Source organism: Rhodococcoides corynebacterioides, assembly GCF_019834675.1.
Classification (GTDB): domain Bacteria; phylum Actinomycetota; class Actinomycetes; order Mycobacteriales; family Mycobacteriaceae; genus Rhodococcoides; species Rhodococcoides corynebacterioides_A.
This window is the reverse complement of the sequence record NZ_JABUBU010000001.1, coordinates 164178-186902: the sequence shown is the minus strand read 5'-3', so window position 1 is coordinate 186902 and position 22725 is coordinate 164178. Positions and strand designations below refer to the sequence as shown.

Annotated in this window: 18 protein-coding genes; 5 read left to right on the top strand and 13 right to left on the bottom strand. The window is 70.8% G+C overall.

The window, feature by feature from the left end:
• Positions 1–2: 2 nt before the first annotated feature.
• Positions 3–740 (bottom strand): DUF2334 domain-containing protein, encoded by a 738-nt coding sequence (locus tag HQ603_RS00840; RefSeq protein ID WP_222682508.1) that lies wholly within the window; start codon positions 738–740, stop codon positions 3–5.
• Between the two features lie 67 nt (positions 741–807).
• Positions 808–1308, bottom strand: a complete 501-nt coding sequence (locus tag HQ603_RS00835; RefSeq protein WP_222682507.1) for a glutathione peroxidase — start codon at positions 1306–1308, stop codon at positions 808–810.
• A 146-nt stretch (positions 1309–1454) separates the two neighbouring features.
• Between HQ603_RS00835 and HQ603_RS00830 the strand changes: the two genes are divergently transcribed.
• Positions 1455–3404 carry an HNH endonuclease signature motif containing protein gene (locus HQ603_RS00830; RefSeq protein WP_222682506.1) on the top strand — a complete coding sequence of 650 codons (1950 nt, stop codon included), beginning with the start codon at positions 1455–1457 and terminating at the stop codon, positions 3402–3404.
• 106 nt (positions 3405–3510) lie between these two features.
• Here HQ603_RS00830 and HQ603_RS00825 read toward each other — a convergent pair whose 3' ends face one another.
• Positions 3511–4896 (bottom strand): cation:dicarboxylate symporter family transporter, encoded by a 1386-nt coding sequence (locus HQ603_RS00825; RefSeq protein WP_222682505.1) that lies wholly within the window; start codon positions 4894–4896, stop codon positions 3511–3513.
• 158 nt (positions 4897–5054) lie between these two features.
• On the opposite strand from HQ603_RS00825, the gene HQ603_RS00820 reads away from it, so the two are divergent.
• Both HQ603_RS00820 and HQ603_RS00815 read left to right on the top strand, forming a co-directional pair.
• Positions 5055–6629: a sensor histidine kinase gene (locus HQ603_RS00820; RefSeq protein WP_222682504.1), complete on the top strand. Its 1575-nt coding sequence runs from the start codon at positions 5055–5057 to the stop codon at positions 6627–6629.
• Positions 6626–7351, top strand: coding sequence for a response regulator (locus tag HQ603_RS00815; RefSeq protein ID WP_222682503.1), 726 nt, complete (start codon positions 6626–6628; stop codon positions 7349–7351). Before HQ603_RS00820 ends, HQ603_RS00815 begins: the two co-directional genes overlap by 4 nt.
• Here HQ603_RS00815 and HQ603_RS00810 read toward each other — a convergent pair.
• Genes HQ603_RS00810 through HQ603_RS00800 form a run of 3 tightly spaced genes read right to left on the bottom strand, consistent with a single transcriptional unit; the run spans position 7348 to position 11305 of the window.
• Complete coding sequence (locus tag HQ603_RS00810) at positions 7348–8241, bottom strand: alpha/beta hydrolase (protein WP_222682502.1); 894 nt, start codon at positions 8239–8241, stop codon at positions 7348–7350. The genes HQ603_RS00815 and HQ603_RS00810 overlap by 4 nt on opposite strands.
• A gap of 35 nt (positions 8242–8276) precedes the next feature.
• Complete coding sequence (locus HQ603_RS00805; RefSeq protein ID WP_222683136.1) at positions 8277–10415, bottom strand: S9 family peptidase; 2139 nt, start codon at positions 10413–10415, stop codon at positions 8277–8279.
• A gap of 5 nt (positions 10416–10420) precedes the next feature.
• A complete protein-coding gene (locus HQ603_RS00800; RefSeq protein WP_222682501.1) occupies positions 10421–11305 on the bottom strand; it encodes a phosphoribosylaminoimidazolesuccinocarboxamide synthase in 885 nt (294 codons plus the stop codon).
• Positions 11306–11368: 63 nt separating this feature from the next.
• On the opposite strand from HQ603_RS00800, the gene HQ603_RS00795 reads away from it, so the two are divergent.
• The gene (locus tag HQ603_RS00795; protein WP_222682500.1) at positions 11369–12799 is read left to right on the top strand and encodes an MDR family MFS transporter; all 1431 of its coding nucleotides are present in this window, start codon (positions 11369–11371) and stop codon (positions 12797–12799) included.
• Between the two features lies 1 nt (position 12800).
• Here HQ603_RS00795 and HQ603_RS00790 read toward each other — a convergent pair whose 3' ends face one another.
• The 5 genes from HQ603_RS00790 to HQ603_RS00770 all read right to left on the bottom strand — a co-directional run bounded on the left by HQ603_RS00790 (position 12801) and on the right by HQ603_RS00770 (position 19142).
• Complete coding sequence (locus HQ603_RS00790; protein ID WP_261773184.1) at positions 12801–13715, bottom strand: siderophore-interacting protein; 915 nt, start codon at positions 13713–13715, stop codon at positions 12801–12803.
• Positions 13716–13831: 116 nt separating this feature from the next.
• Entirely contained in the window at positions 13832–15613 is a 1782-nt protein-coding gene (locus HQ603_RS00785) for a DUF4012 domain-containing protein (RefSeq protein ID WP_222682499.1), read from the bottom strand.
• A 78-nt stretch (positions 15614–15691) separates the two neighbouring features.
• A complete protein-coding gene (locus tag HQ603_RS00780) occupies positions 15692–17017 on the bottom strand; it encodes a UDP-glucose dehydrogenase family protein (RefSeq protein ID WP_222682498.1) in 1326 nt (441 codons plus the stop codon).
• 62 nt (positions 17018–17079) lie between these two features.
• Positions 17080–18501 carry an adenylosuccinate lyase gene (gene purB / locus HQ603_RS00775; protein WP_222682497.1) on the bottom strand — a complete coding sequence of 474 codons (1422 nt, stop codon included), beginning with the start codon at positions 18499–18501 and terminating at the stop codon, positions 17080–17082.
• Positions 18498–19142: a TetR/AcrR family transcriptional regulator gene (locus HQ603_RS00770; protein WP_222682496.1), complete on the bottom strand. Its 645-nt coding sequence runs from the start codon at positions 19140–19142 to the stop codon at positions 18498–18500. The genes purB and HQ603_RS00770 overlap by 4 nt, the downstream gene beginning before the upstream one ends.
• A 75-nt stretch (positions 19143–19217) precedes the next feature.
• Here HQ603_RS00770 and HQ603_RS00765 point away from each other — a divergent pair, with 75 nt between their 5' ends.
• Complete coding sequence (locus tag HQ603_RS00765; protein WP_308126294.1) at positions 19218–20273, top strand: threonine aldolase family protein; 1056 nt, start codon at positions 19218–19220, stop codon at positions 20271–20273.
• On the opposite strand, the gene HQ603_RS00760 is transcribed toward HQ603_RS00765, so the two are convergent.
• Both HQ603_RS00760 and purD read right to left on the bottom strand, forming a co-directional pair.
• Positions 20242–21354: an aminotransferase class I/II-fold pyridoxal phosphate-dependent enzyme gene (locus HQ603_RS00760; protein WP_261773234.1), complete on the bottom strand. Its 1113-nt coding sequence runs from the start codon at positions 21352–21354 to the stop codon at positions 20242–20244. The genes HQ603_RS00765 and HQ603_RS00760 overlap by 32 nt on opposite strands.
• A gap of 41 nt (positions 21355–21395) precedes the next feature.
• A complete protein-coding gene (gene purD / locus HQ603_RS00755; RefSeq protein WP_222682494.1) occupies positions 21396–22652 on the bottom strand; it encodes a phosphoribosylamine--glycine ligase in 1257 nt (418 codons plus the stop codon).
• Positions 22653–22725: the final 73 nt, after the last annotated feature.

Here is a 22725-nt window from a genome sequence, read left to right as displayed (position 1 = left end):
GATCAGGCGGCAGTCGACCGGGACCGCGAGACCCATTCGTAGCGAGCGGATTCGGCGCCGTGGAAGCAGGCGAGGTCCACGGCGTCGAGCATCGCGGTCCGCGGTCCCGGTCGGCCGAGCTGCTTGGCGCTGACGGACAGTCGCACCACGCCGCCCCGACGCGCGACCCGTCCCGCACCCATCACGAGGGCGCGGCACCACCACGGCTCGGACGTTCCCGGCTCCCACACGTAGCCGCCGGAGCCGGCGCCGAATCCCTCCCCGATACCGAAGACGCGGCTGCGCACCACGGTGCCGCGGTCGAGGTCGGAGATGCCGGTCAGGCCCGCGTACAGGCGGAACCCGACCGCCGGGAGTGCGGAGATCGCGCCCGGCGAGGCAACCCACCGCGGCGGGGCGAACGCGCGGGTGCGCAGACCGATCTCCTCCATGACGCGGTCCGCAGCGCGCAGGCGAAGGCCCGCCTCGTGCGCAGGGAGAACGGCGAACTCGGCGCGACGACGCTTGGTCGCCGCCTGGTCGTACCCGTGCAACACGATCGCGTCACCGTGCTCGCGTCGGGCCCGAAGCCAGTCCTGCGTCTCGGGGTCGCGGGTCAGTCGGTACTTGTCCTTGAGGCGCGGCGCCACGAGCAGCGAGAGGGAGAGGTTGCGACGGTCCATCTCGGCGGCGAACTCGGCGGCGGCGTCGCGGGTCTCGTCACGGATCCCGGAGACGGACACGATCAGACGTGCGGTCATGAGAAAACCGTCGCACACCGAGGTGTACGACGGCTCGTCTCGTACGTGAACGCCCGACGAACGTCGGTCAGAGCGTGGGGACCGGAAGCACCTTGTCGATGGCGGCCAGAACCTCGGGAGCATCCGGCTCGGTGCGCGGGCGGAAGCGACCGACCACCTCGCCCTCCGGCGAGATCAGGAACTTCTCGAAGTTCCACTGGACGTCCCCGGCCTCGCCGTCGGCGTCCGGCGTCTGCACCAGCTGCTCGTAGATCGGGTGCCGGTTCTCCCCGTTGACGTCGATCTTCTCCATCAGCGGGAAGGTGACGCCGTAGGTGGTCGAGCAGAAGGTCTCGATCTCCTCGGCCGTGCCCGGCTCCTGGCCGCCGAACTGATTGCACGGGAATCCGACCACGGAGAGACCGCGGTCCGAGTAGTCCTTGGCCAGCTTCTCGAGGGCGGTGTACTGCGGTGTCAGGCCGCACTTCGATGCCACGTTGACCACGAGGACCGCCCGACCGCTGTACTCGTCGAGCGACGTCGGCGCCCCACCCAGGGTGGTGATGCCGATGTTCTGCAGTTCTGTCATGCGGTCACAGTACCGACGAGTAACCCCCACCACGACCGCCGGTGTTCCCGGCCGATCCCCCGACGGAGTTTCGTGCGTGCGTGTCATGGACCGTGTCGGTGGGTGCCGGTACACTCGAACATACGAGCGACTGGGGGGTCGACAGCATGGCTGCAGTGCAGGTGGGGACACAGTCCGCGGTGACGCCGTGGGCTGCGCTCGACCACGCCGCCCTCGGTCTGCCTGCTACCTGTGACCTTCCCGCGCCGCAGGCGTTGGACGCGCTGGTCCACGCGACGGCGGGGGTGGCCTACCTGAAGTGGTTCGAATACCAGCTCGCCGCCGCCATGCACGCCGAACTGGTGGAGCCGTTCGAGGACGAAGACCGGCGTGAGCTCGACGCACACACCCGCTGCGCCGCGACCATCGCCACCACGTTGTCGATCACGCAGGGGGCTGCCCGTACCCTGCTCACCGACGCCGTCGCGTTGCGCGACCGACTCCCGAAGGTCGCCGAATGCCTGCGGGACGGGATCGTCACCCCGCACCACATCCGCACCATCGTCGCCCGCACCGAACTCATCGAAGGGCAGTGCTACGCGGCGTTGGTCGACGCCGACATCGCCCGCGCCCTCCGCAGACCCGGGTCGTGGTCGCCGGCGCGGATGGAGGCCATGGTGGACACGATGGTCGACCGCCGTGATCCCGATGCCGTCCGCGCCCGGCGGGAGAAGGCGAAGCGGAATCGAGAGTTCACCGTCGAGATCGGCCGCGACGGGATGGCGTCGGCGACGGACACCCGGCCGGCGGAGGACATCGTCGCGCTCCACGCGGCCGTGCGACGGTTGGCCGCGCAGGTGTGCCCGAAGGACACCCGCTCCAAGGCCGCTCGGGCCTCCGATGCGCATTACGCGTTGATCACCCAAACCGAGTTCGGGTGCGACTGCGACCGCCCCATCACCGACTGCCGCTACAAGAACATCGACCTGACCACATTCGCGGCGACCGCGCCCCGCATCGTGATTCACCTCGTCACCGACACCACCACCCTCCACGGCCCCGTCCCCGCGCCCGAGAACGAACGGGTCTGCCGGTCACCGCAGCACCTCCCGCGGCCGTACCTGAACGCCGCCGCGCCGCCTCGGCCCGACGCCCAGACCGACACCGACGAGGTCGAGGCCGACAGTGCAGCGAATTCGGTCTCGGCCGAGTCGGTGGTGACGGAACCCGGTGCGGCGGAATCGGTTGCCGCGGGCTCGGCCTCGGTCGAGTCGGTCGCGGCGGAACCCGTTGCGACGGAAACGGTTGCGACGGAGGCGGTGCCATCGGACCGGCCGACCGTCACCGCCGGGACCGGTGACAGCGGGGACTCGACCGAGCTCGGTGGCGCGGCTACCGCCGGCGACGCGGCGGACCACTCCCGGGGATGCGAAGAGCCTGTCGGCTTGGACTTCGTCGACGGCGTCGGGTTCCTCTCCGGCATCGGGATCATCTCCGGCGCCCACGTCCGCGACCTCGCCGCCGACCCCGGCACGATCATCCGGCCGTTGGGGGACGGCACCGACACCCCACTGCGGGCGACGCAACCGTCGAACCCCTACCGCCCCTCCGCAGCCCTCGATGCGTACATCCGTGCGCGGGATCTGTTCTGCACCTGGCCCGGCTGCAACCGACCCGCGTGGGACGGGGACCTCGACCACATCACCGAATACGACCACACCCACCCCGAGAAGGGCGGGCGCACCAACGCGGCCGGACTCGGCGCCAAATGCCGCTTCCACCACCTGCTGAAAACGTTCGGGAATTTCGTGGACGATCAGTACCCCGACCCCACCGACCCGAGCCGCCTGATCCGCACCGTCACCATCCCCGACGGCCGAACCGTCCTCGGCCCGGCGTTCACCGGACACGACGTCCACCCCGGACTCGACGCCGTCGTCTTCGGCGACCCACCCACCGAGAACGGACACAGACCGAGACCGACACCGGTGGAACGCCTTCGACCTGCCCCACGCACCGAGCAGAAACACGCCCGCCGACGACAGGAACGAAACCGCAACAGACTCCGCAACCAGATGAAGCACCACCCACCCGACGACACCCCGCCCCCGTTCTGACGAAAGGAAAAGAACGGCGCACAGGGAAACGGCGGGTGCACCCTCTGATCGAGAGTGCACCCGCCGTGGTTCGGTGCGTCCCCGGCTCGTGGCCGGGGCTGTGGACCTAGTTCTTGACCAGGTCCGGCTTGGCCTCCGGATCGCGAGCCTCGCCGTGTCCGTCGTCGACCATCGTGGTCTCGTCGAACGGGAGCTTGCCGTCGAGCACGTCCTTGACCCGACCGTTGTCGATGGTCTTGGTCCAGGTGCCCACCAGCATGGTGGCGACCGCGTTGCCGGAGAAGTTGGTGACGGCGCGGGCCTCGGACATGAACCGGTCGATACCGACGATCAGGCCGATGCCGTCGAGCAGTTCGGGGCGGTGGCTCTGCAGGCCGCCGGCCAGCGTGGCCAGGCCGGCACCGGAGACGCCGGCTGCACCCTTCGAGGCGATGATCATGAAGAGCAGCAGCGAGATCTGCTCACCGATGGAGAGCGGGTTGCCCATGGCGTCGGCGATGAAGATCGAGGCCATCGTCAGGTAGATCGCGGTGCCGTCCAGGTTGAACGAGTACCCGGTGGGGACGACCACGCCGACGGTCTGACGCTGGACACCGACGTGCTCCATCTTGGCGATGAGGCGCGGCAGGGCCGACTCGGAGGACGAGGTGGCGACGATGAGCAGGTACTCACGGCCCAGGTACTTGCAGAGCTTGAAGATCGAGACGCCGGAGACGAAGCGCAGGATGGTGCCGAGGATGCCGAACACGAAGATGGTGCAGGTCAGGTAGAAGGCGAGCATCAGGGTGGCGAGCTGGACGACCGCGTCGATGCCGGTGTCACCGACCACCTTGGCGATGGCGCCGAAGGCACCGATCGGGGCGAGCCACAGGATGCCGGCGAGGATGCGGAAGACGAGCTTCTGGATCGAGCCGATGCCCTTGAGGATGCCCTCGCCCTGCTTGCCCATGGCCTGCAGACCGAAGCCGACGAGCAGTGCCACGAAGAGGGTCTGCAACACGCTGCCCGCGGTGAGCGACGACAGCAGCGAGGTCGGGATGATGCTCTGGATGAAGTCGAGGGTGCCGCCGGCGCCCTCGGCCTGACCGACGAGCTTGTCGACCGCGGCGCTGTCCGACTCGATGTTCAGACCGTTACCGGGCTGGATCAGGTTGCCGACCACCATGCCGATGGCGAGCGCGAAGGTGGACATCGCGATGAAGTAGCCGAGGGCCAGGCCGCCGACCTTGCCGACGCTGGCGGCGGCCTTGACCGAGCCGATGCCGAGCACGATGGTGCAGAAGATGACGGGGCTGATCATCATCTTGATCAGCGAGACGAACATGGTGCCGAGCACGCCGAACTCGGACGCCGTGTCCGGCGCGACGAGTCCGAAGACGATGCCACCGACGACCGCGACGATCACGGCGCTGTAGAGCCAGTGGGTCTTGTCCCGCTTCTTCTTCGGCGGCGGTGTCGGCGAGGTGGGTTCGACGTCGTGCGTGGTGGTCATGTTCTCGTCCTTAGAATCGAGGCGTGAGGTGAGTCACGCGGTCTGCAGAGAACTGTGCTGCACCGGGTGATCCCAGTCACGAATCTGTTCATTACGTTCACGTTGCGCGGGGTTGCACACAACACCACCGGTGAACGACGACTTACCGAAAGGTCGAGTTGACCAGCACCAATGCCCGACGCCGCCGCCGGTCACGCAGCGTTGCCCGTCGACTGTTCCTCGGGCAGCTCGCCGTGGTGATCCTCCTGGTGAGCATCGGCGGGGTCGCCGTCGTCCTCGACGAACGCGCGCTGAGCGACGAGGCCACCCGCCACGAGGTCACCGCCATCGTGGAATCGCTCGCCACCTCCCCGTCGACGGCGGAGGCGATCGAGTCCCCCGATCCCACCGCGCGTCTGCAGCCGGTCACCGAGGAGATCCGGCGGGCCACGTCGGTCGACTTCATCGTGGTCATGGCCCCCGACCGCACTCGGTTCACCCACACCAACGCCGAGCTGATCGGCGGCAAGTTCACCGGCACCATCGACCGGGCGCTGGCCGGAGAGACGTTCACCGAGTCGTACGAGGGCTCACTGGGTCCGTCCATTCGCGCGGTCACCCCGGTGATGGACGACGGCGGCAGCCTCATCGGGCTGGTGTCCGCCGGTGTCACCCGCGCCCGCATCTCGGATCGCTTCGTCGCCGGCCTTCCCGTCGTGCTCGCCGTGGTCGGCGCCGCGCTGGCCATCGCGGTCGGCGCCTCCTACCTGCTCAACCGACGCCTGAAGAGTCAGACGCTGGGCCTCGCGCCGGACGAACTCCGCAGCATGTACGACCATCACGACGCGGTGCTGCACTCCATCGGCGAGGGCCTGCTGGTGTGGGGCGACGGCGACGAGGCCGAGGTGGTCAACGACGAGGCCCGACGCCTGCTCGACCTCGACGCGGAGACGGTGACGCGGGACTGTCTGCCGGAGTCCCTGCGGGGGCTCGGGGACGAGTCGATCCGCGACGAGATGCACCTGACGGCCACGCGCGTGCTCGTGGTCAACCAGAACCCGGTGGTGCGCGGATCCCGTCGGCTGGGCACCGTCACCACGGTCCGCGATCACACCGAACTGCAGCGGGTGCTCGGCGAACTGGACTCGATGACGTCGTTCGCCGAGTCCCTCCGCTCCCAGGCGCACGAGTCGGCCAACCGGCTTCACACCGTCATCACGATGGTCGAGCTGGGCCGTACCGAGCAGGCCGTCGAGTTCGCCACCCAGGAACTGCAGCTGTCGCAGAACCTCATCGACCGCCTGATGACCACCGTGCAGGAACCCGCCGTGGCCGCGCTGCTGCTCGGCAAGGTCAGTCAGGCCGCGGAACAGGGCGTCGAACTCACCGTCACCGAGGACACGGCGCTGACCGACACCGACGCCGTCGCGCGTCGGGAATTGGTCACCCTGGTCGGCAACTTGATAGACAATGCGATCGACGCGGCCAAGCAGTCCGACGAGGCATGGGTGGAGGTGAGTGTGCGCGAGACCGACACCGATCTGGTGGTGGAGGTGGCCGACAGTGGGTCCGGCATGGACGCCGACGCCCTGGCTCGCGCACGAACCCGAGGGTTCTCCACCAAGGCCGGCTCCCGCGGTCTCGGACTCGCCCTGGTCTCCCAGGTGATCCAGCGCCACGACGGCACCCTGACCTCGGATGCCTCCGCCGGGTCCGTCGTCACCGCCACGATCCCGCTCGGGTCGCTGCGGTGAGCGGCGACAGCGACACGGCCGACGACGATCGCGACGTCAAGGTCCTGGTGGTCGACGACGAACCCCTGATCGCGGAGGCCCACTCGAGTTACGTCGGGCGGGTGCCCGGCTTCACCGTGGGCGCGGTGGCGCACTCCGGCGCCGGCGCCCTGCGTGCCGCGACGACGGCCATCGCCGACGACGCCCCGTTCGACCTGGTCCTCCTCGACATCGGGTTGCCCGACGCCAGCGGGATCGACGTCGCCGCCGCCCTCGGCGGACTCCGCCCCGGTCCCGACGTCATCGCCATCACGTCCGAGCGGGACCTCGCGGTGGTACGCCGGGCCGTCGCCCACGGCATCGTGCTGTACCTGCTCAAGCCGTTCACCTTCGCCGCGTTCCGGGACAAGCTCGAGCGTTACGGCGAGTTCCGCACCGCGCTGCGGAACGGCGAGTCGGCCGTCAGCCAGCGCGACATCGACCGGGCCATGGCGTCGTTGCGGACGGCGGACGAGCGGGCGGCGACGCCGAAGGGCATCGCCCCGCAGACGTTGACGGAGATCTCGAACAGCGTGCGCGCGGCCCCGGACGGGCTGGGTGCGTCGGACGCGGCGGCGGCCGTCGGCGTCTCGCGGGTCACCGCGTGGCGGTACCTCGAGCGCCTGGCCGACGACGGTCTGGTCGACCGGCACACCGAGTACGGCCGGGCCGGCCGCCCGCAGGTGCGCTACCGCTGGCGTTAGACCGGCACCACCCGGCGCAGGAACGCGACCTGGTCCGCGACGACCGTCTCGAACGCCTCACCGAGATAGATGTCGAAGTGGCCGTACGGATACAGCATCACCTCACCGCGCGGCGCCTTCTCCACGTGCCGCAGGGTGGCGCGCGCCGGCGCCACGGTGTCGTGGTCGCAGACGCAGAACAACGCCGGGCAGGTGAGCTTCTTCGCGGACCGGCCGGGGAAGTACCGGCTGATCTGCAGCGCGACGCGGGCGGCCACCGACTCGGCGACGGCCATCCCGTCCGGCCGCAGGGCGCGGTAGCCCTCGAGCGCGTCGTCGCTGGCCATGAGCGCCGCCCCGCGGTGGGGCGCGGCCAGCGGCACCAGCACCGGCGGACGACGCAGGATCGACGCGGCGACGTCGCGGACGACGGTGGGCGCGATCTTCAGCGTCGTCACCGGCGGGGTGGCCAGGGCGGAGGCGAGCCCGTCGGTGAACGGACACTGCGAGACGACGGCGGCGATGCGGCCGTCCCGCGCGGCCGCCTCAACGACGTGCCCACCGCTGAACGACGATCCCCACAGGACCACGCGTGCCGAGTCGACGCCGTCCAGTCGACGGGCGTAGCGCACGGCCGCCGCCCAGTCGGCCAACTGCCGGTCGACGTCGAGGAGCTGCCGCGGCTCTCCCCCGCTGGCGCCGAAGTGGCGGTAGTCGAACACCAGGCAGGCGTACCCGGCGGCGGTGAAGCGCTCCGCGTACGCGTCGAGACGCATCTCCCGCACGCCGCCGAGTCCGTGCGCAAGCACCACCACCGGGACGGCTGCGTCCGGCGAGGCGCCCTCCGGCCGGTAGAGCCATGCGGCGCAGCGGTCGTCTCCGGACGGGAACTCGACGTCGGTTCGTGTCATGACTGTGCCCCCCTGGATCGGAACTTACTCGGGGGTCAGTTTGCCTCGCCCCGAGACGTGTCGGCAACGTGGTCGGCTCCGGTTCGGGAGATCACCCAGGCGTAGTCGAAGGCGACCTCGCGCCACTGCTCGTACCGTCCGCTGACGCCGCCGTGGCCCGCGTTCATCTCCGTCTTGAGCAGGATCGGCTCGCTGCCGGTGTTCTTCGCCCGCAGCGCGGCCACCCACTTGGCCGGCTCGACGTACAGCACGCGGGTGTCGTTCAGCGAGGTCACGGCGAGAATCGCGGGGTAGTCCTTGGCCTCGACGTTCTCGTAGGGCGAGTACGACTTCATGTACTCGTACACCTCGGCGTCGTGCAGCGGGTCGCCCCACTCGTCCCACTCGATCACGGTGAGGGGCAGCGAGGGATCGAGGATCGAGGTCAGCGGATCCACGAACGGAACGTTGGCCAGAATCCCAGCGAACAGCTCCGGCGCCATGTTGGCCACCGCTCCCATGAGCAGGCCACCCGCACTGCCGCCGTCGGCCACGAGCTGCTGCGGCGTGGTGACGCCGGTGTCGATCAGGTGGCGGGCGGCGGCGACGAAGTCGGTGAACGTGTTCTTCTTGCGCAGCATCTTGCCGTCGTCGTACCACCGTCGGCCCATCTCGCCGCCGCCGCGTACGTGCGCGATGACGAAGACGATGCCGCGGTCGAGCAGCGAGAGCCGAGACACCGAGAACCCGGGGTCCATGCTGGCCTCGTAGGAGCCGTAGCCGTAGAGCAGCGTCGGCGCCGGCCCCGTCACGTCGCGACGCGCGATGACGGACAGCGGAATCCGGGTGCCGTCGTCGGCGGTCGCCCACTCCCGCGTCTGGGTGTAGCGCGACGGGTCGAAGTCGCCGAGCACGGGCTGCGACTTGCGCAGGATGCGCTCCCCCGTCGCCGGGTTCAGGTCGTAGACCTGCGACGGCGTGATGAACGAGGTGTAACCGAAGCGCAGCAGCGGAGCCGACCATTCCGGGTTGGCGCCGAGGCCCACCGAGAACAGCTCCTCGTCGAACTCGAGCTCGGCGGGTTCGCCGTAGCCGTCCGGACCGAGCGGCCACAGCGCCATCCGCGGCACCGCACCCCGGCGGTAGGAGAGCACGAGGTGCTCGGCGAACGCGTCGACGTCCTCGAGCCGGACGTCGTCGCGGTGCGGCACCAGCACCGTCGTCGCCGTCGGGTCGCTCACGGGCGCCTCGACGAGCACGAAGTTGTCCGCCTTGACCCCGTCGACCTCGTCGTTGTGCATGATGAGGAACCGGTCCTCGCCGGCGACGACGGCGTGCTCGACGTGGTACTCGACGCCCGTCCGCCGGGGCAGCACCACGCGGAACTCGCCCGTGGGATCGTCCGCCTCGAGGTAGCGCATCTCGGTGGTGATCTTCGACCCGACCGAGATCAGCAGGTACTTCTCGCTGCGGGTGGAGCCGAAGGAGACCCAGAACGCCTCGTCCGGTTCGTGGAACACCTCGACGTCCTCGGAGGTCGCGGTGCCGACGCGGTGGCGCCAGACGCGGTCGGGCCGCCAGGACTCGTCCACGGTCTGATAGAAGAGGAACTCGCCCTCCCCGGACCACGTGGCGCCGGGCGCGGCGCCCTCGATGACGTCGGGCAGCAGGTCGCCGGTCCGCAGATCCTTGATGCGCAGCGTGTACCGCTCGTCGCCGGTGGTGTCCTCGGAGTAGGCCAGGAGCGACCCGTCGCGGGTGAGCGAGAACGCCCCCAGCGAGAAGAAGTCGTGCCCCTCGGCCAGGACGTTGCTGTCGAGCACCACCTCTTCGCCCGGGATGTCGACGCCGACCTCGAGCACCGGCGGGTTCCAGTCGTCCGGTGCGGCGACGGGGCAGCGGCACTGCACGCCGTAGCTCTTGCCCTCGGACGTGCGGCCGTAGTACCACCACGATCCGCGCCGGGTGGGGACGGACAAATCCGTCTCCTTGGTCCGCGACCTGATCTCCTCGAACACCGCGTCCCGCAGGGGCTGCAGGTGTGCGGTCTGCGCCTCGGTGTAGGCGTTCTCCGCCTCGAGGTGGGCGATCACGGCCGGGTCGGACTTGTCGCGCAGCCACTCGTACGGGTCGACGACGACATCGCCGTGGTGACGACGTTCGGTGGGGACGGTGGCGGCGATCGGCGGCTGCAGGGGTGTCACGGTCGGACCCAATCGTCGAAGTTCAGGCCCGAGACGGTCTCGTAGGCCTCGATGTAGCGGGCGCGGGTGCGCTGCACCACGTCGTCGGGCAACGGCGGCGGCGGCGCGTCACCCGTTCTGTCCCAACCCGATTCGCCGGTGAGCCAGTCGCGGACGATCTGCTTGTCGTAGCTCGGCTGGGTCCGGCCGGGCGCGTAGCCCTCGCGCGGCCAGTACCGCGAGGAGTCCGGGGTGAGCACCTCGTCCGCCAGGACCAGCGTGCCCGACGCGTCGACGCCGAACTCGAACTTGGTGTCGGCGAGGATGATTCCCCGCGTCTCCGCGTGCTCGGCGGCGCGTCGGTAGATGTCCAGGGTGGCCGTCCGCAGCGCCTGCGCCCGGTCCGCGCCGACCGTGGCGACGACGGTGTCGAAGTCGACGTTCTCGTCGTGCTCACCCAGAGCCGCCTTGGCCGCCGGGGTGAAGATCGGCTCCGGCAGCGCACTGGACTCGACCAGCCCGTCGGGCAACGGCACGCCGCAGACGGCGCCGGTGGCGCGGTAGTCGCTCAGCCCCGAGCCGGTGAGGTACCCGCGGGCGACGCACTCCACCGGCACCATGTCCAGCGCGCGCACCACCAGGGCGCGGCCCAGCACCTCCTCCGGAATGCGCGGGTCGTCCGGCCCGCCGGCGAGGTGGTTCGGCACGCCGAGCAGATCGAAGAAGAAGACGCTCATCGCCGTGAGCACCCGGCCCTTGTCCGGAATCGACGTCGGGAGCACGTGGTCGTAGGCCGAGATGCGGTCCGACGCGATCAGCAGCAGGTGCTCGTCGTCGATGCGGTGCAGTTCACGAACCTTGCCGGCGGCCAGGTGGGGGTAACTCGACAGTGGTGGTCGCACGAGGACCGACACTAGTCGCGGGTCGGCCGGGAGTGCGGCCAGGGCATCTGCCACTCTCGACTCGTGGCGAGCGAACCGGGAACGGCCGACGTCGGATTCCGGTCCGAACGCGGGCCGATCCTCGCCGCCCTGATGCTGTGCAACTTCCTGGTGGCCCTGGACACCACGATCATCGCGACGTCGGTGCTGACGATCGTCGGCGAGCTGGGCGGCTTCGGCCAGTTCCCGTGGCTCTTCTCGGTCTACCTGTTGGCGCAGGCCGTGACCGTCCCGCTCTACGGCAAGCTGGCCGACCTGTTCGGCCGTAAACGGCTGGTGCTGTTCGGAATCGGCGTCTTCCTGGTCGGGTCGATCCTGTGCGGGCTCGCGTGGTCCATGCCGTCGCTCATCGTCTTCCGTGCCGTCCAGGGCATCGGCGCCGGCGCGGTGCAACCGATGGTGCAGACCATCGCCGGCGACATCTACACCGTGCGGGAGCGCGCGAAGGCCCAGGGCTACCTCGCCAGCGTGTGGGCGGTGGCCTCGCTCGCCGGCCCCAGCCTAGGGGGCCTCTTCTCCGAGTTCCTGTCCTGGCGGTGGATCTTCTTCGTCAACATCCCGCTGTGCATCGTCGCCGCCGTGGTCCTTGCCCGCCGCTTCGACGAGGGCGAACGGCCCCGCACCGCCCACCGCATCGACTACCCCGGGGCCGCGCTGCTGACCGTCGGCGCGGGCGCCCTGATTCTGGGGCTGCTCGAGGGCGGACGGTCCTGGGCCTGGACGTCGGGGACGTCGGTGGCGGTGTTCGGACTCGGAGTGGTGACGCTCGCCGCGTTCGTGGCCGTCGAGCGTCGCACCGTGGCGCCCGTCCTGCCCCTCTGGGTCCTCACCCGCCGCGTGTTGCTCGCGACCAGCGCCGTGGCGGCCGTCATCGGCGCCGTCGTCCTGGTGATCACCACCTACGTGCCGACGCTCGTGCAGGGCGTGCTCGGCCTCGGCGCGCTCGCCGGCGGCTTCACGCTCGCGCCGCTGCTGCTCGCCTGGCCGGCCATGTCGTCGCAGTCCGGCCGGGTGTACCTGCGCATCGGCTTCCGGCGCACGGCCGTGATCGGCGCGTCCGTGGTGGCCGTCGGCTCCCTGCTCACCCTGCGCTGGTCGGAGTCGTCGTCGGTGTGGGAAGTGGCCGCCGGGTGTCTGGTGCTCGGCGCCGGGATGGGCCTCATCGCGAGCCCGGCCCTGATCGCCGCGCAGTCGTCCGTCAGTTACGCCGAACGCGGCGTGGTGACCTCGACCAACACGTTCGCGCGCAACATCGGCAGTGCGGTGGGCATCGCGGTCTGCGGTGCCATCGTCAACGCGACGGTGGGGGACGATCCACGCCCGGAGGTGCTGGCCGACGGATTGCACCTGGTGTTCTGGACCGTCGTCGGCGGCGCGGTCCTGCTGCTGGTCGCCGCGCTGGCCATGCCGGGAGGACGGGTGGAGTCGCCGGAAAGCCGGGATCGACCCGCCTGAGTCAGAGCCCGACGCGCTCGAGGAGCGCTTCGAACTCCTCCTGCGCCTGCGCCTCGGTGCGGCCCTCGCGCAGTGCCCGGTTGTAGCCGGCGAGCGCCATCCGCTCGTATCGCTTGTACTTCGCCAGCCACTCCTCGGCGCGCTCGCGCCAGTACCCGATGGACGAGCAGTGCTTGGTGTCGAATCCCCAATGCTTCCGCGCGATCGCGCGCACGGCACGCGACGCGCCGGCCTCGCCGGCGAACCACAGGTAGCCGACGCCGTCGGGACGCTCGAACGACGTCACGGCGTCGACCAGCGCGGTCGGCGTCGCACCGTTGCCGGTGCCGACGAGCCACTCGACGGTGACGTCGGCGCGGGTGTCGAACTCCTGGCGATCGGCGTCGTCCAGGATCTCCAGGATCACGTGGGCACGGTCGCCGGGGGCGAGTTGCTCCAGCGCCCGACCGACGGCAGGAAGGCCGGTCTGGTCGGCGACCAGCAGCTGCCAGTCGGCGTCGGCCGGAACGCGGTACCAGGACCGCGGTCGGGACAGCACCACCTGGTGGCCGGCGCGTGCGGCGCGGGCCCATTCGGCGGCCACGCCCACCTCGTGCAGGACGAAGTCGACGGTCAGGGTGGTCTCGGTGCGCGATCGCACGGTGTAGTTGCGGCACTCGGGGCGCAGCGCGGGATCGTGGTAGCCCCACACGCCGGCGACCTCGGTCATCCGCGGCAGCACGTCGTCCATGGTGGGCGGGAAGTACACGGTGACGCACTCGTCGGGCGCCGCGACGCCCACGTAGCGTTCGATGTCCGGCCCGCCGAAGACGATCCGAATCATGGAGGGCGACAGCTGCTGCGCGGACACCACGATCGCGGGGTAGCACCCAGGCTCGATCTCGGTGATCGCGTCGAGCTCCAACGCTGCGGACATCGCACCTCCCTCGCCTGCCGAGTCCGGTCCAACCGGAATCCCGGCTGCAAGGTAAGCCTAACCATCGCACGACGGGTCGTGCAACGGGGCGCCCTCACAGGGGAGGTACCCGCGGGTCAGTTCTTCGAACAGTCGGGGACGTCCACCGTCACGGTGCCGTCGAGCGTCTGCGGTTGCATCGGCACCCGCGCGGCCCCCCGCGCCGTCGGTTCCAGCAGCTCGAGCACCACCTCGCGCGTCTGTCCCGGTTCGACCACCAGCGGCGTGTAGAACGCGGGGTGGTTGCGCTCGGCACCGGTCAACATCACCACCGGACGACCGTCGATGGTCGCCCGGCCCAGGCTCGACCCGGTGGTCGTGTAGATCGTCACCACCGACCGGTTGGTGCCGGGCGGACCCTCGTAGGCCGTCGTCTCGTTCTGCCGACCCGCGATGTACACGGGGTAGTCCTGCGCCGGCGCCGTGTTGGTCACGGTCGCCGTCACCCTGGTCCGACGACGGTCGCCCGCACACCCTTCGGCGGTGTAGGTCACGTCGCGTTTCAGGTAGTAGTCGAGCTTGCCACCGGCGCCGTTGTTGACGACCACCGATGCGTACGGCGCGGGGTCGTCGGGGACCTCGTGGGCGATCTTGGTGCCCGACAACACGTTCTGCACCTGCTCGTCACCGCTCCAGACCGCGGTGTGCCCCTCGCCGACCCCCCGGCCGATCGCGTCGAGCAAGGCCTGCGGGTTCGACACCGACCCGTCGAGCTTCGCGAAGACCCGCGCCGCGATCTGCTGCAGATACTCCTTGCGCGCGGCGTTGTCGTCCTGGAACCGGAAGTAGGCCTCGGACTGCGTCTTGTTCACCACGTTGTCGCCGGTGATCTGTTCCCCGTCGGCCAACGTCACCGGGCCGACCACGGTCAGGATGTAGCCGAGCGCCACCGGGTCGGTCGCCACCACACCGTCCACCACCTGCCCGGAGTCCTGCCACCAGATGGAGCGCAGAATGAGCGCGGCGTAGGGAAAGTGCGGGCTGAGGTTGGCGTTCTGCCAGTTGGTGGTCGCGTCGTATTGGTTGCCGTAGGCACGCTGGAAGTCGGGACCGAGGTCGATAGGCCGGTAACGACCGTCGAGCGCGGCGTTCTGCGCAAGCTCGTCGAGGCTGATCTTGCCGCGGTCCGCCTTCACGACGGCGAAACCGCCCATGAGACCGCCTGTTCCGCGCGACTCGGCGTTGGTCTGGAACGCGAGGAAGTAACTCTTCGGACCGTCCTCGCCCAGCATCGTCGGCAGCACCTTCGCGGCGAGCGAGGTGTTGGTCACCAGGCTCGAGAGATCGCCCACCTGATCCTTCAGCTGCGCACCGGCGTCGGCGACCTGCGGAACCCAGGTGTCGGTCGACGTCTGCTCGAGGTCAGCGTTCAGCGCGCTCGTCGCCGCGGCGATGGACTCCAGTTTCGGTGCGGCCGTGCGCAAGGCGGCCAGGTCGATGGTGCCGTCGTCGGCGCGCAGTTCTTTCGGATTCAGCGCCGACCCGACCTCGCTCGCCGGACGCAATACGTCGGAGGTCAATTCCTGCACGGTGTCGGCCAGCGATCCGACGACGGCCAGCGGTGATCCAAGGCCCGGGACCGCCGCGACGGCGCGCCAGATCGGGGAGTTCGTCGCGTCGACCGCATCGGACGACGACTCGACCGCAGCGTCGGCGGCAACGCGACCCTCGTCCGGATTGCCCTCCAGGATGGCGGATTTCGCGCGCTGCGCTTCGTCCCGGGCGGCACTAAGTCCGTCGTAGGCGGAGTACAACGTCCACGCGAACCACAGCAGCAGTGCCACCAGCACGGCGAGAACGCCGACGATCCACCACCGGGCGCGGCGTCCCGAACGCGGCACCGCGTGCTTACTGGTCATGTCGTCCTTCGAATGGGAGTCCCCCGACCCGGCAGGAGACTACCAATACCAACCTGTCCCCACGAACCGACGTTGCCGTCACGGACGACCCAGTCCGCGGTAGGCCCAGCCGCCGCTCCGCCACACTTCGGGGTCGAGGCAGTTGCGCCCGTCGACGATGCGCTTCTCGCGCACGACACCGTCCAGGTCGGCCGGGACGAGGTCGCGGAATTCGCGCCACTCGGTGAGCACGAGCACCACGTCCGCACCGCGGCACGCGTCCAACGTCGAGGCCGCGTAGCCGAGAGTCGGGAACAGGGCCCGCGAGTTGTCCATCGCCTTGGGGTCGTACACCGAGACCCCGGCGCCCTGCAGCTGCAGCTGACCGGCGACGTTGAGGGCGGGCGAATCGCGCACGTCGTCGGAGTCCGGCTTGAAGGCGCACCCCAGCACGGCCACCCGCGTTCCGAGCAGCGAGCCCACCTGCTCGCGCACCACGTCGACCATCGCGGTCCGCCGACGCATGTTGATGGCGTCGACCTCGCGCAGGAACGTCAGTGCCTGGTCGGCGCCGAGTTCACCGGCGCGGGCCATGAACGCCCGGATGTCCTTGGGCAGGCATCCGCCGCCGAAGCCGATGCCCGCGTTGAGGAACTTGCGGCCGATGCGGTCGTCGTGACCGATCGCGTCGGCGAGGACGGTGACGTCGGCGCCCGCCGCCTCGCACACCTCGGAGATGGCGTTGATGAAGGAGATCTTGGTGGCGAGGAACGCGTTGGCGCTGGTCTTGACCAGCTCCGCCGTCGCGAGGTCGGTCACCAGGAACGGGATGCCCTCGCCCAGCAGCGTCGCGTAGACCTCGCGCGCGACCTCCTCGGCGCGACCGGGACGGTCGCGGTCGACCCCCAGCACCAACCGGTCCGGATGCAGCGTGTCCTGCACCGCGTGGCCCTCGCGCAGGAACTCCGGGTTCCACGCCACCTCCAGCTGCTCGCCCACGGGCGAGAGCTCGCGGGCGCGGGCACCGAGCCGCGCCGCCGTCCCCACGGGCACCGTCGACTTGCCGAAGATCACGGCCGGGCGGTCGACGAGCGGCGCGAGGTTCTCGATCACCGAGTCGACGTAGGTGACGTCGGCGGCGAACTCGCCCTTGCGCTGCGGGGTGCCGACGGCGAGGAAGAATACGTCGCCGAACGCGGCGGCCTCGGCGTACGACGCGGTGAAGCGCAGCCGACCCGCCTCGATGTTCCGGGTCAACACCTCCGGCAGGCCGGGCTCCCAGAACGGGACCTCACCGGCTTCGAGTTTGGCCAACTTGCTCGGGTCGACGTCGACCCCCAGGACGTCGTGACCCAGATCGGCCATGCAGGCGGCGTGCGTCGCCCCCAGGTAGCCGGTTCCGATGACGACGATGCGCGTGCTCACCCGAGAACCGTAAGGGGTGCGCGGCGGGCTTTCCACCGGAGCGGTCGGTTCCCGGGCGGTGCCTAGAGAATCGGCGCCGGGGTGTAGTGAGCGGCCTCCGGGTACGCCTCGGTGAGCCGCGTGACGGCGTCCACCACGGCCGAGACCTGCGCGGGCGCGGCGCCGACGAACGCGGTGCGGTCGGCGAGGGCGGCGTCGAGGGCGGCGCGGTCCAGCGGCAGGCGGTCGTCGGCCGCGAGGCGGTCGAGCAGGTCCGGCTCGCGGCCCTCCTCCCGCATCGCGAGCGCGACGGCGACGGCGTGTTCCTTGATGGCCTCGTGGGCGGTCTCCCGCCCGACGCCCGCGCGCACGGCGGCCATGAGCACCTTGGTGGTCGCCAGGAACGGCAGGTACCGGTCGAGCTCGTTGGCGATGACGGCGGGGTAGGCCCCGAACTCCGCCAGCACCGTCAGGAAGGTCTCCATCATCCCGTCGACGGCGAAGAACGCGTCGGGCAGCGCGACGCGGCGGACGACGGAGCAGAAGACGTCGCCCTCGTTCCACTGCGCGCCGGCCAGCTCGGCGGCCATCGACGCGTAGCCGCGCAGGACCACCTGCAGACCGTTGACGCGCTCGCACGAGCGGGTGTTCATCTTGTGCGGCATCGCGGACGAGCCGACCTGCCCCGGCTGGAAACCCTCGGTGACCAGCTCGTGGCCGGCCATCAGCCGCACCGTGTGCGCGAAGGAGGACTGCGCGGCGCCGATCTGGACCAGGGCGGAGACGACGTCGTGATCGAGCGACCGGGGGTAGACCTGACCGACGCTGGTGAAGACGTGCGCGAAGCCGAGGTGCTCGGCGACCGCGCCCTCGAGGCGGGCGAGCTTGTCGGCGTCGCCGCCGAGGAGATCGAGCATGTCCTGGGCGGTCCCCATCGGCCCCTTGATCCCGCGGAGCGGGTAGCGGTCGATCAGCTCGCGCAGCCGCGTGAGCCCGACGAGCATCTCGTCGGCCGCCGACGCGAACCGCTTGCCCAGGGTGGTCGCCTGGGCCGCGACGTTGTGGCTGCGCCCGGCCATCACCACGCTGCTGTACTGCGCGGCGTGCTCGGCGAGGCGCGCGGCCACGGCGACACCGTGCGCGTGGACGTGCTCGAGCGAGCGCAGGATCTGCAGCTGCTCGACGTTCTCGGTGAGGTCCCGGCTGGTCAGACCCTTGTGGACGTGCTCGTGCCCGGCGAGGGCGTTGAACTCCTCGATACGCGCCTTGACGTCGTGCCGGGTGACGCGTTCCCGGTCCGCGATGGAGTCCAGGTCGACCTGCTCGAGGACGCGCTCGTAGTCCGCCACGGCGTCCGCGGGGACGTCGATTCCCAGGGCCGCCTGCGCGCGCAGCACCGCGATCCACAGCTGGCGCTCGAGGACGATCTTGTGCTCCGGCGACCACAGCCGCACCATGTCGGGGCTGGCGTAGCGGTTGGCGAGGACATTCGGGATCCGGCTCACGTGGCGGAAGTGTACGGTCCGAGCACCCCGCCCGGTTCCAGTGGTGCGGGACCCTCGACCGCGCCGCGCAGCACGTCCCGGATGCGGGCGCGCGGATCGGCCCCCTCCTCCCCCAGCGCCCCGAGGACCAGTCCGTCGACCAGGGCGAGCAGCAACCGCACGTGCTCGCGGTCCGACCGGCGACCGGCCGCGGCGAGCGCGTCCGCCACCATCTCCTCGAGTTCGGCGCGCAGGCGGCAGTGCAGTCCCTGAAGTTGCGGGTGACGTGCGGCCGCCAACACGCGCTCGTAGCGGGCGACCAGCAGGTCGTGGCGCTCGTCGTCGGCGTCGTCGGGGCCGATGAGCAGGTCCGTCACCAGGGTCACGGGGTCCCGCCCGTCCGCGGCGCGCTCCCGCATCTGCTCGCGGATGAGATCGAGTTCTCGGCGGCCGTTCACCTCGGCCGCGTGCGCGACGAGATCGTCCAGGGAGTCGAAGTAGTAGGTGGTCGACGCCAGCGGCAATCGAGCGCGTGCGGCGACGCTGCGGTGGCGGACCGCGTCGTATCCCCCGGTGAGCAAGAGTTCCGCCGCCGCGGTCACCAGTGCCTCGCGTCGACGCCGTCCTTTGGGCGTCGACCGGGGTTCGGAGACGCTCGACATGGAGGACCATGCTGCCACCGCCGGGGCGTCCGCACGGGCGAATCGACGGGTCGGCCCGTGTGACAGGGTGATTCGGTGCCCGCTCTTCCTCGCATCGACCTGCGTTCCGACACCGTCACCGTTCCCGACGACGAGATGCGCCGCGCCATGGCCGCGGCCGACGTCGGCGACGACGTGCTGGACCACGACCCCACGATGGCAGCGCTCGAGGAGGAGGTCGCCGCGGTCCTGGGGATGCCGGCCGCCCTGTGGATGCCCAGCGGCACCATGGGCAACGTCGCGGCGCTGATGATGCATCTGCAGCGCGGGGACAAGTTCCTCGCCCCGGAGCACGCGCACGTGCTCGGATCCGAACTGGGCTCCGCGGCCTGGCTCGCGCAGGGCATGCCGGAGGTGCTGCCGCACGACGGCGGTCCCGGGCGCCCCGCGCCGGACACCGTGCGGGCGCACGTCGCCCCCGGGCCGTACTTCTCCCTGCGCACCACCCTGCTGTGCCTCGAGAACACCCACAACTTCGCCGGCGGGACGGTCACTCCGGTGGACGAGTGGCACGCGCTGACGGCGGCGGCTTCGGACAGCGGACTCGTGGTCCACCTCGACGGGGCTCGGCTGTGGAACGCCGCCGCCGCGCTGGGGGTGGAGCCCGCACGGCTGACCGGCGGGGCGACGACGGTGCAGGTGTGTCTGAGCAAGGGCCTCGGTGCCCCCGTCGGCTCGGTACTGGTGTCCGACGCGGTCCGCATCGCGGAAGCCCGACGCATCCGGAAGATGCTCGGCGGCGGGGTGCGCCAGGGTGGGGTCCTGGCGGCGGCGGGACTCGTGGCGCTGCGCTCACGGGATCGTCTGCACGACGACCATGCGCACGCCCGGCTGCTCGCCGACGGTCTGCACGAGCGCGGCTGGGCCGTCGACCACCCGGAGACCAACATCGTCCTGGCCACCACGGAGGACCCCGCGGCCACGGTCCGCGCGCTGGCCGCGGCGGGCGTGGGGGCGGTGACGGTGGCGGGCCGGGTGCGCTTCGTGACCCACCGCGGCATCTCGACCGAGGACGTCCACGCGGCGCTGGCCGCGTGCGCTGCGCTCCCTGCCGAGCGCCCTACCGACGCAGGAGCGGCGTCACCCGCGTGAGGGCCTCGTGCATGTCCTCGGTGGCCCCCGCGAACGAGAAACGAACGGTGCGACGACCGACGACGGTGTCGAAGTCGAGGCCGGGCACCACGGCGACGCCGGTCTCGTCCAACACGCGGGCGCACCAGGCGGCGGAGTCGTCGGTGAGGTGGCCGAGGTCGGCGTAGACGTAGAACGCCCCGTCCGCGGGTGCGGTGCGGGTGATCCCGAGGTCGGCGAGTCCGGTCAGCAGCACCTCACGGTTGCGGGCGTAGCGCTCGACGTGCCCGTCGAGTTCGGCGATCGAGGCGTCGTCGAACGCCGCCATCGCGGCCACCTGCGACACGGTGGGCGGGCACACCGTCATGTTCGAGGCGAGCCGTTCGACGGCCCGGAGCAGCTCCGGCGGGACCACGGCCCAGCCGAGTCGCCACCCCGTCATGGAGAAGTACTTCGACACCGACCCCACCACGACGGCCCGGTCCGAGAACGCCCGCGCGCTCCGGCACCGGACCCCGTCGTAGGTGATGCCGTGGTAGATCTCGTCGGAGATCAGCAGGGTGCCGTGCTCGTCGCACCAGCGGGCGAGGGCGGCCAGTTCGTCCGGGTCGATCACGGTGCCGGTGGGATTGGCCGGGCTCGCCACGATCAGGCCGGCGGGCGGGGCGGGCAGCGCATCGAGCATCGCGACGGTCGGCTGGAACCGGACGCTCGCGTCGCAGTCCAGTTCGACCACGCGACAGCCCAACGCGGCCAACGTGTTCCGATACGCCGGGTACCCGGGCCGGGCGACGACGACGGTGTCCCCGGCGTCGAACGCGGCGAGGAAGAGCAGGGTGAAGGCGCCCGACGATCCGGTGGTCACGACGACGTCGTCCGCCGCGACGTCGACGCCCTCCCCGCGCGAGAGGTGGGCGGCAATGCGCTCGCGGAGATCACGCAGACCGAGCGTCTCGGAGTAGCCGATCGCGTTCTCCTCCAGCGCGGTACGCATCGCGTCGAGCACGGGACGCGGTGCGCGCGTGGAGGGTTGGCCCGCGGCCAGTGACACCACGTCCCCGCGGGTGCGCTGCCGCCGCGCCGCGGCGGCGACCACGTCCATGACGTGGAAGGGCTCGATGCGCGACCGAGCCGATTCGCCCGTCACGGGATCGAGATCCGACCCTCGGTCGCGGCGAGTCCGATGTCGGAGCGGAAGTGGCTGCCGGGCAACGACACCCGCGAGAGGACGTCGTACGCGTCGGCTCGGGCGGCCGCGAGGTCGTCGCCGACGCCCACCACGCCGAGGACGCGCCCGCCGGCCGAGACCAGCGCGCCGTCGGCGTTCCGCGCGGTGCCCGCGTGCAGGACGCCGGGACCGTCCGCGCCGGTGATCACGTCGCCGGTGCGCGGTCGGCCCGGGTAGTTCTCGGCGGCGACGACGACGGTGACGGCCGAGCCGTCCTTCCACTGCAGCGGGGGCAGCGCGTCGAGGGTGCCGGTCGCGGTTGCGTGCAGGGCGGCCCCGATCGGCGAGTCGAGCAGCGCGAGGACCGCCTGGGTCTCGGGATCGCCGAAGCGACAGTTGAATTCGATGACCGCGGGGCCCTCGGCGTCGACGGCCAGCCCGGCGTACAGCAGACCGGAGAACGGGCAGCCGCGCCGCGCCATCTCGGCTGCGACCGGGGCCACCACCTCGTCGACGATGCGCGTGACCATGCCCTCGGGCAGCCACGGGAGCGGGGTGTAGGCGCCCATGCCGCCGGTGTTGGGGCCGGTGTCGCCGTCGCCGACGCGCTTGTGGTCCTGGGCGGGCAGCAGCGGGACCACGGTCTCGCCGTCGACGAGGCAGAACAAGGAGACCTCGGGACCGGAGAGGAACGACTCGAGCAGGACCGGGTGCCCGAGCTCGAGCAACTCGGCGGCGTGGTCGCGCGCGGCCCGCCGGTCGGCGGTGACGACGACGCCCTTGCCGGCAGCCAACCCGTCGTCCTTGACCACCCAGGTGGGTCCGAAGCGGTTCAGCGCGGCGTCGAGCACGGCCGGGGTGTCGACCACCTCGCTGTGCGCCGTGCGCACGCCCGCCGCGGACATGACGTCCTTGGCGAAGGCCTTGGAACCCTCGATTCGCGCGGCGGCCGCGGACGGTCCGAAGCAGGCGATGCCGGCGTCGCGGACGGCGTCGGCGACGCCGAGCACCAGGGGCACCTCGGGTCCGACGACGACCAGGTCGGCGGCGAGTTCGCGCGCGAGGGCGACGACGGCGTCCCCCGACGCGACGTCCACGGCGTGCACCGGCACGGCGGCGGCGATGCCGGCGTTGCCGGGCGCGCAGGCCACGGCGTCGACACCGGGGTCGGCGAGCAGGGCGGTGATCAGGGCATGTTCACGGGCTCCGGAGCCGATGACGAGTACGCGCACGACGAGCAGCGTACTGGGCCGAGGTCTGGACATCGGTGGGCCGACCTGGCTATCGTTCTGCATATCCGGAATT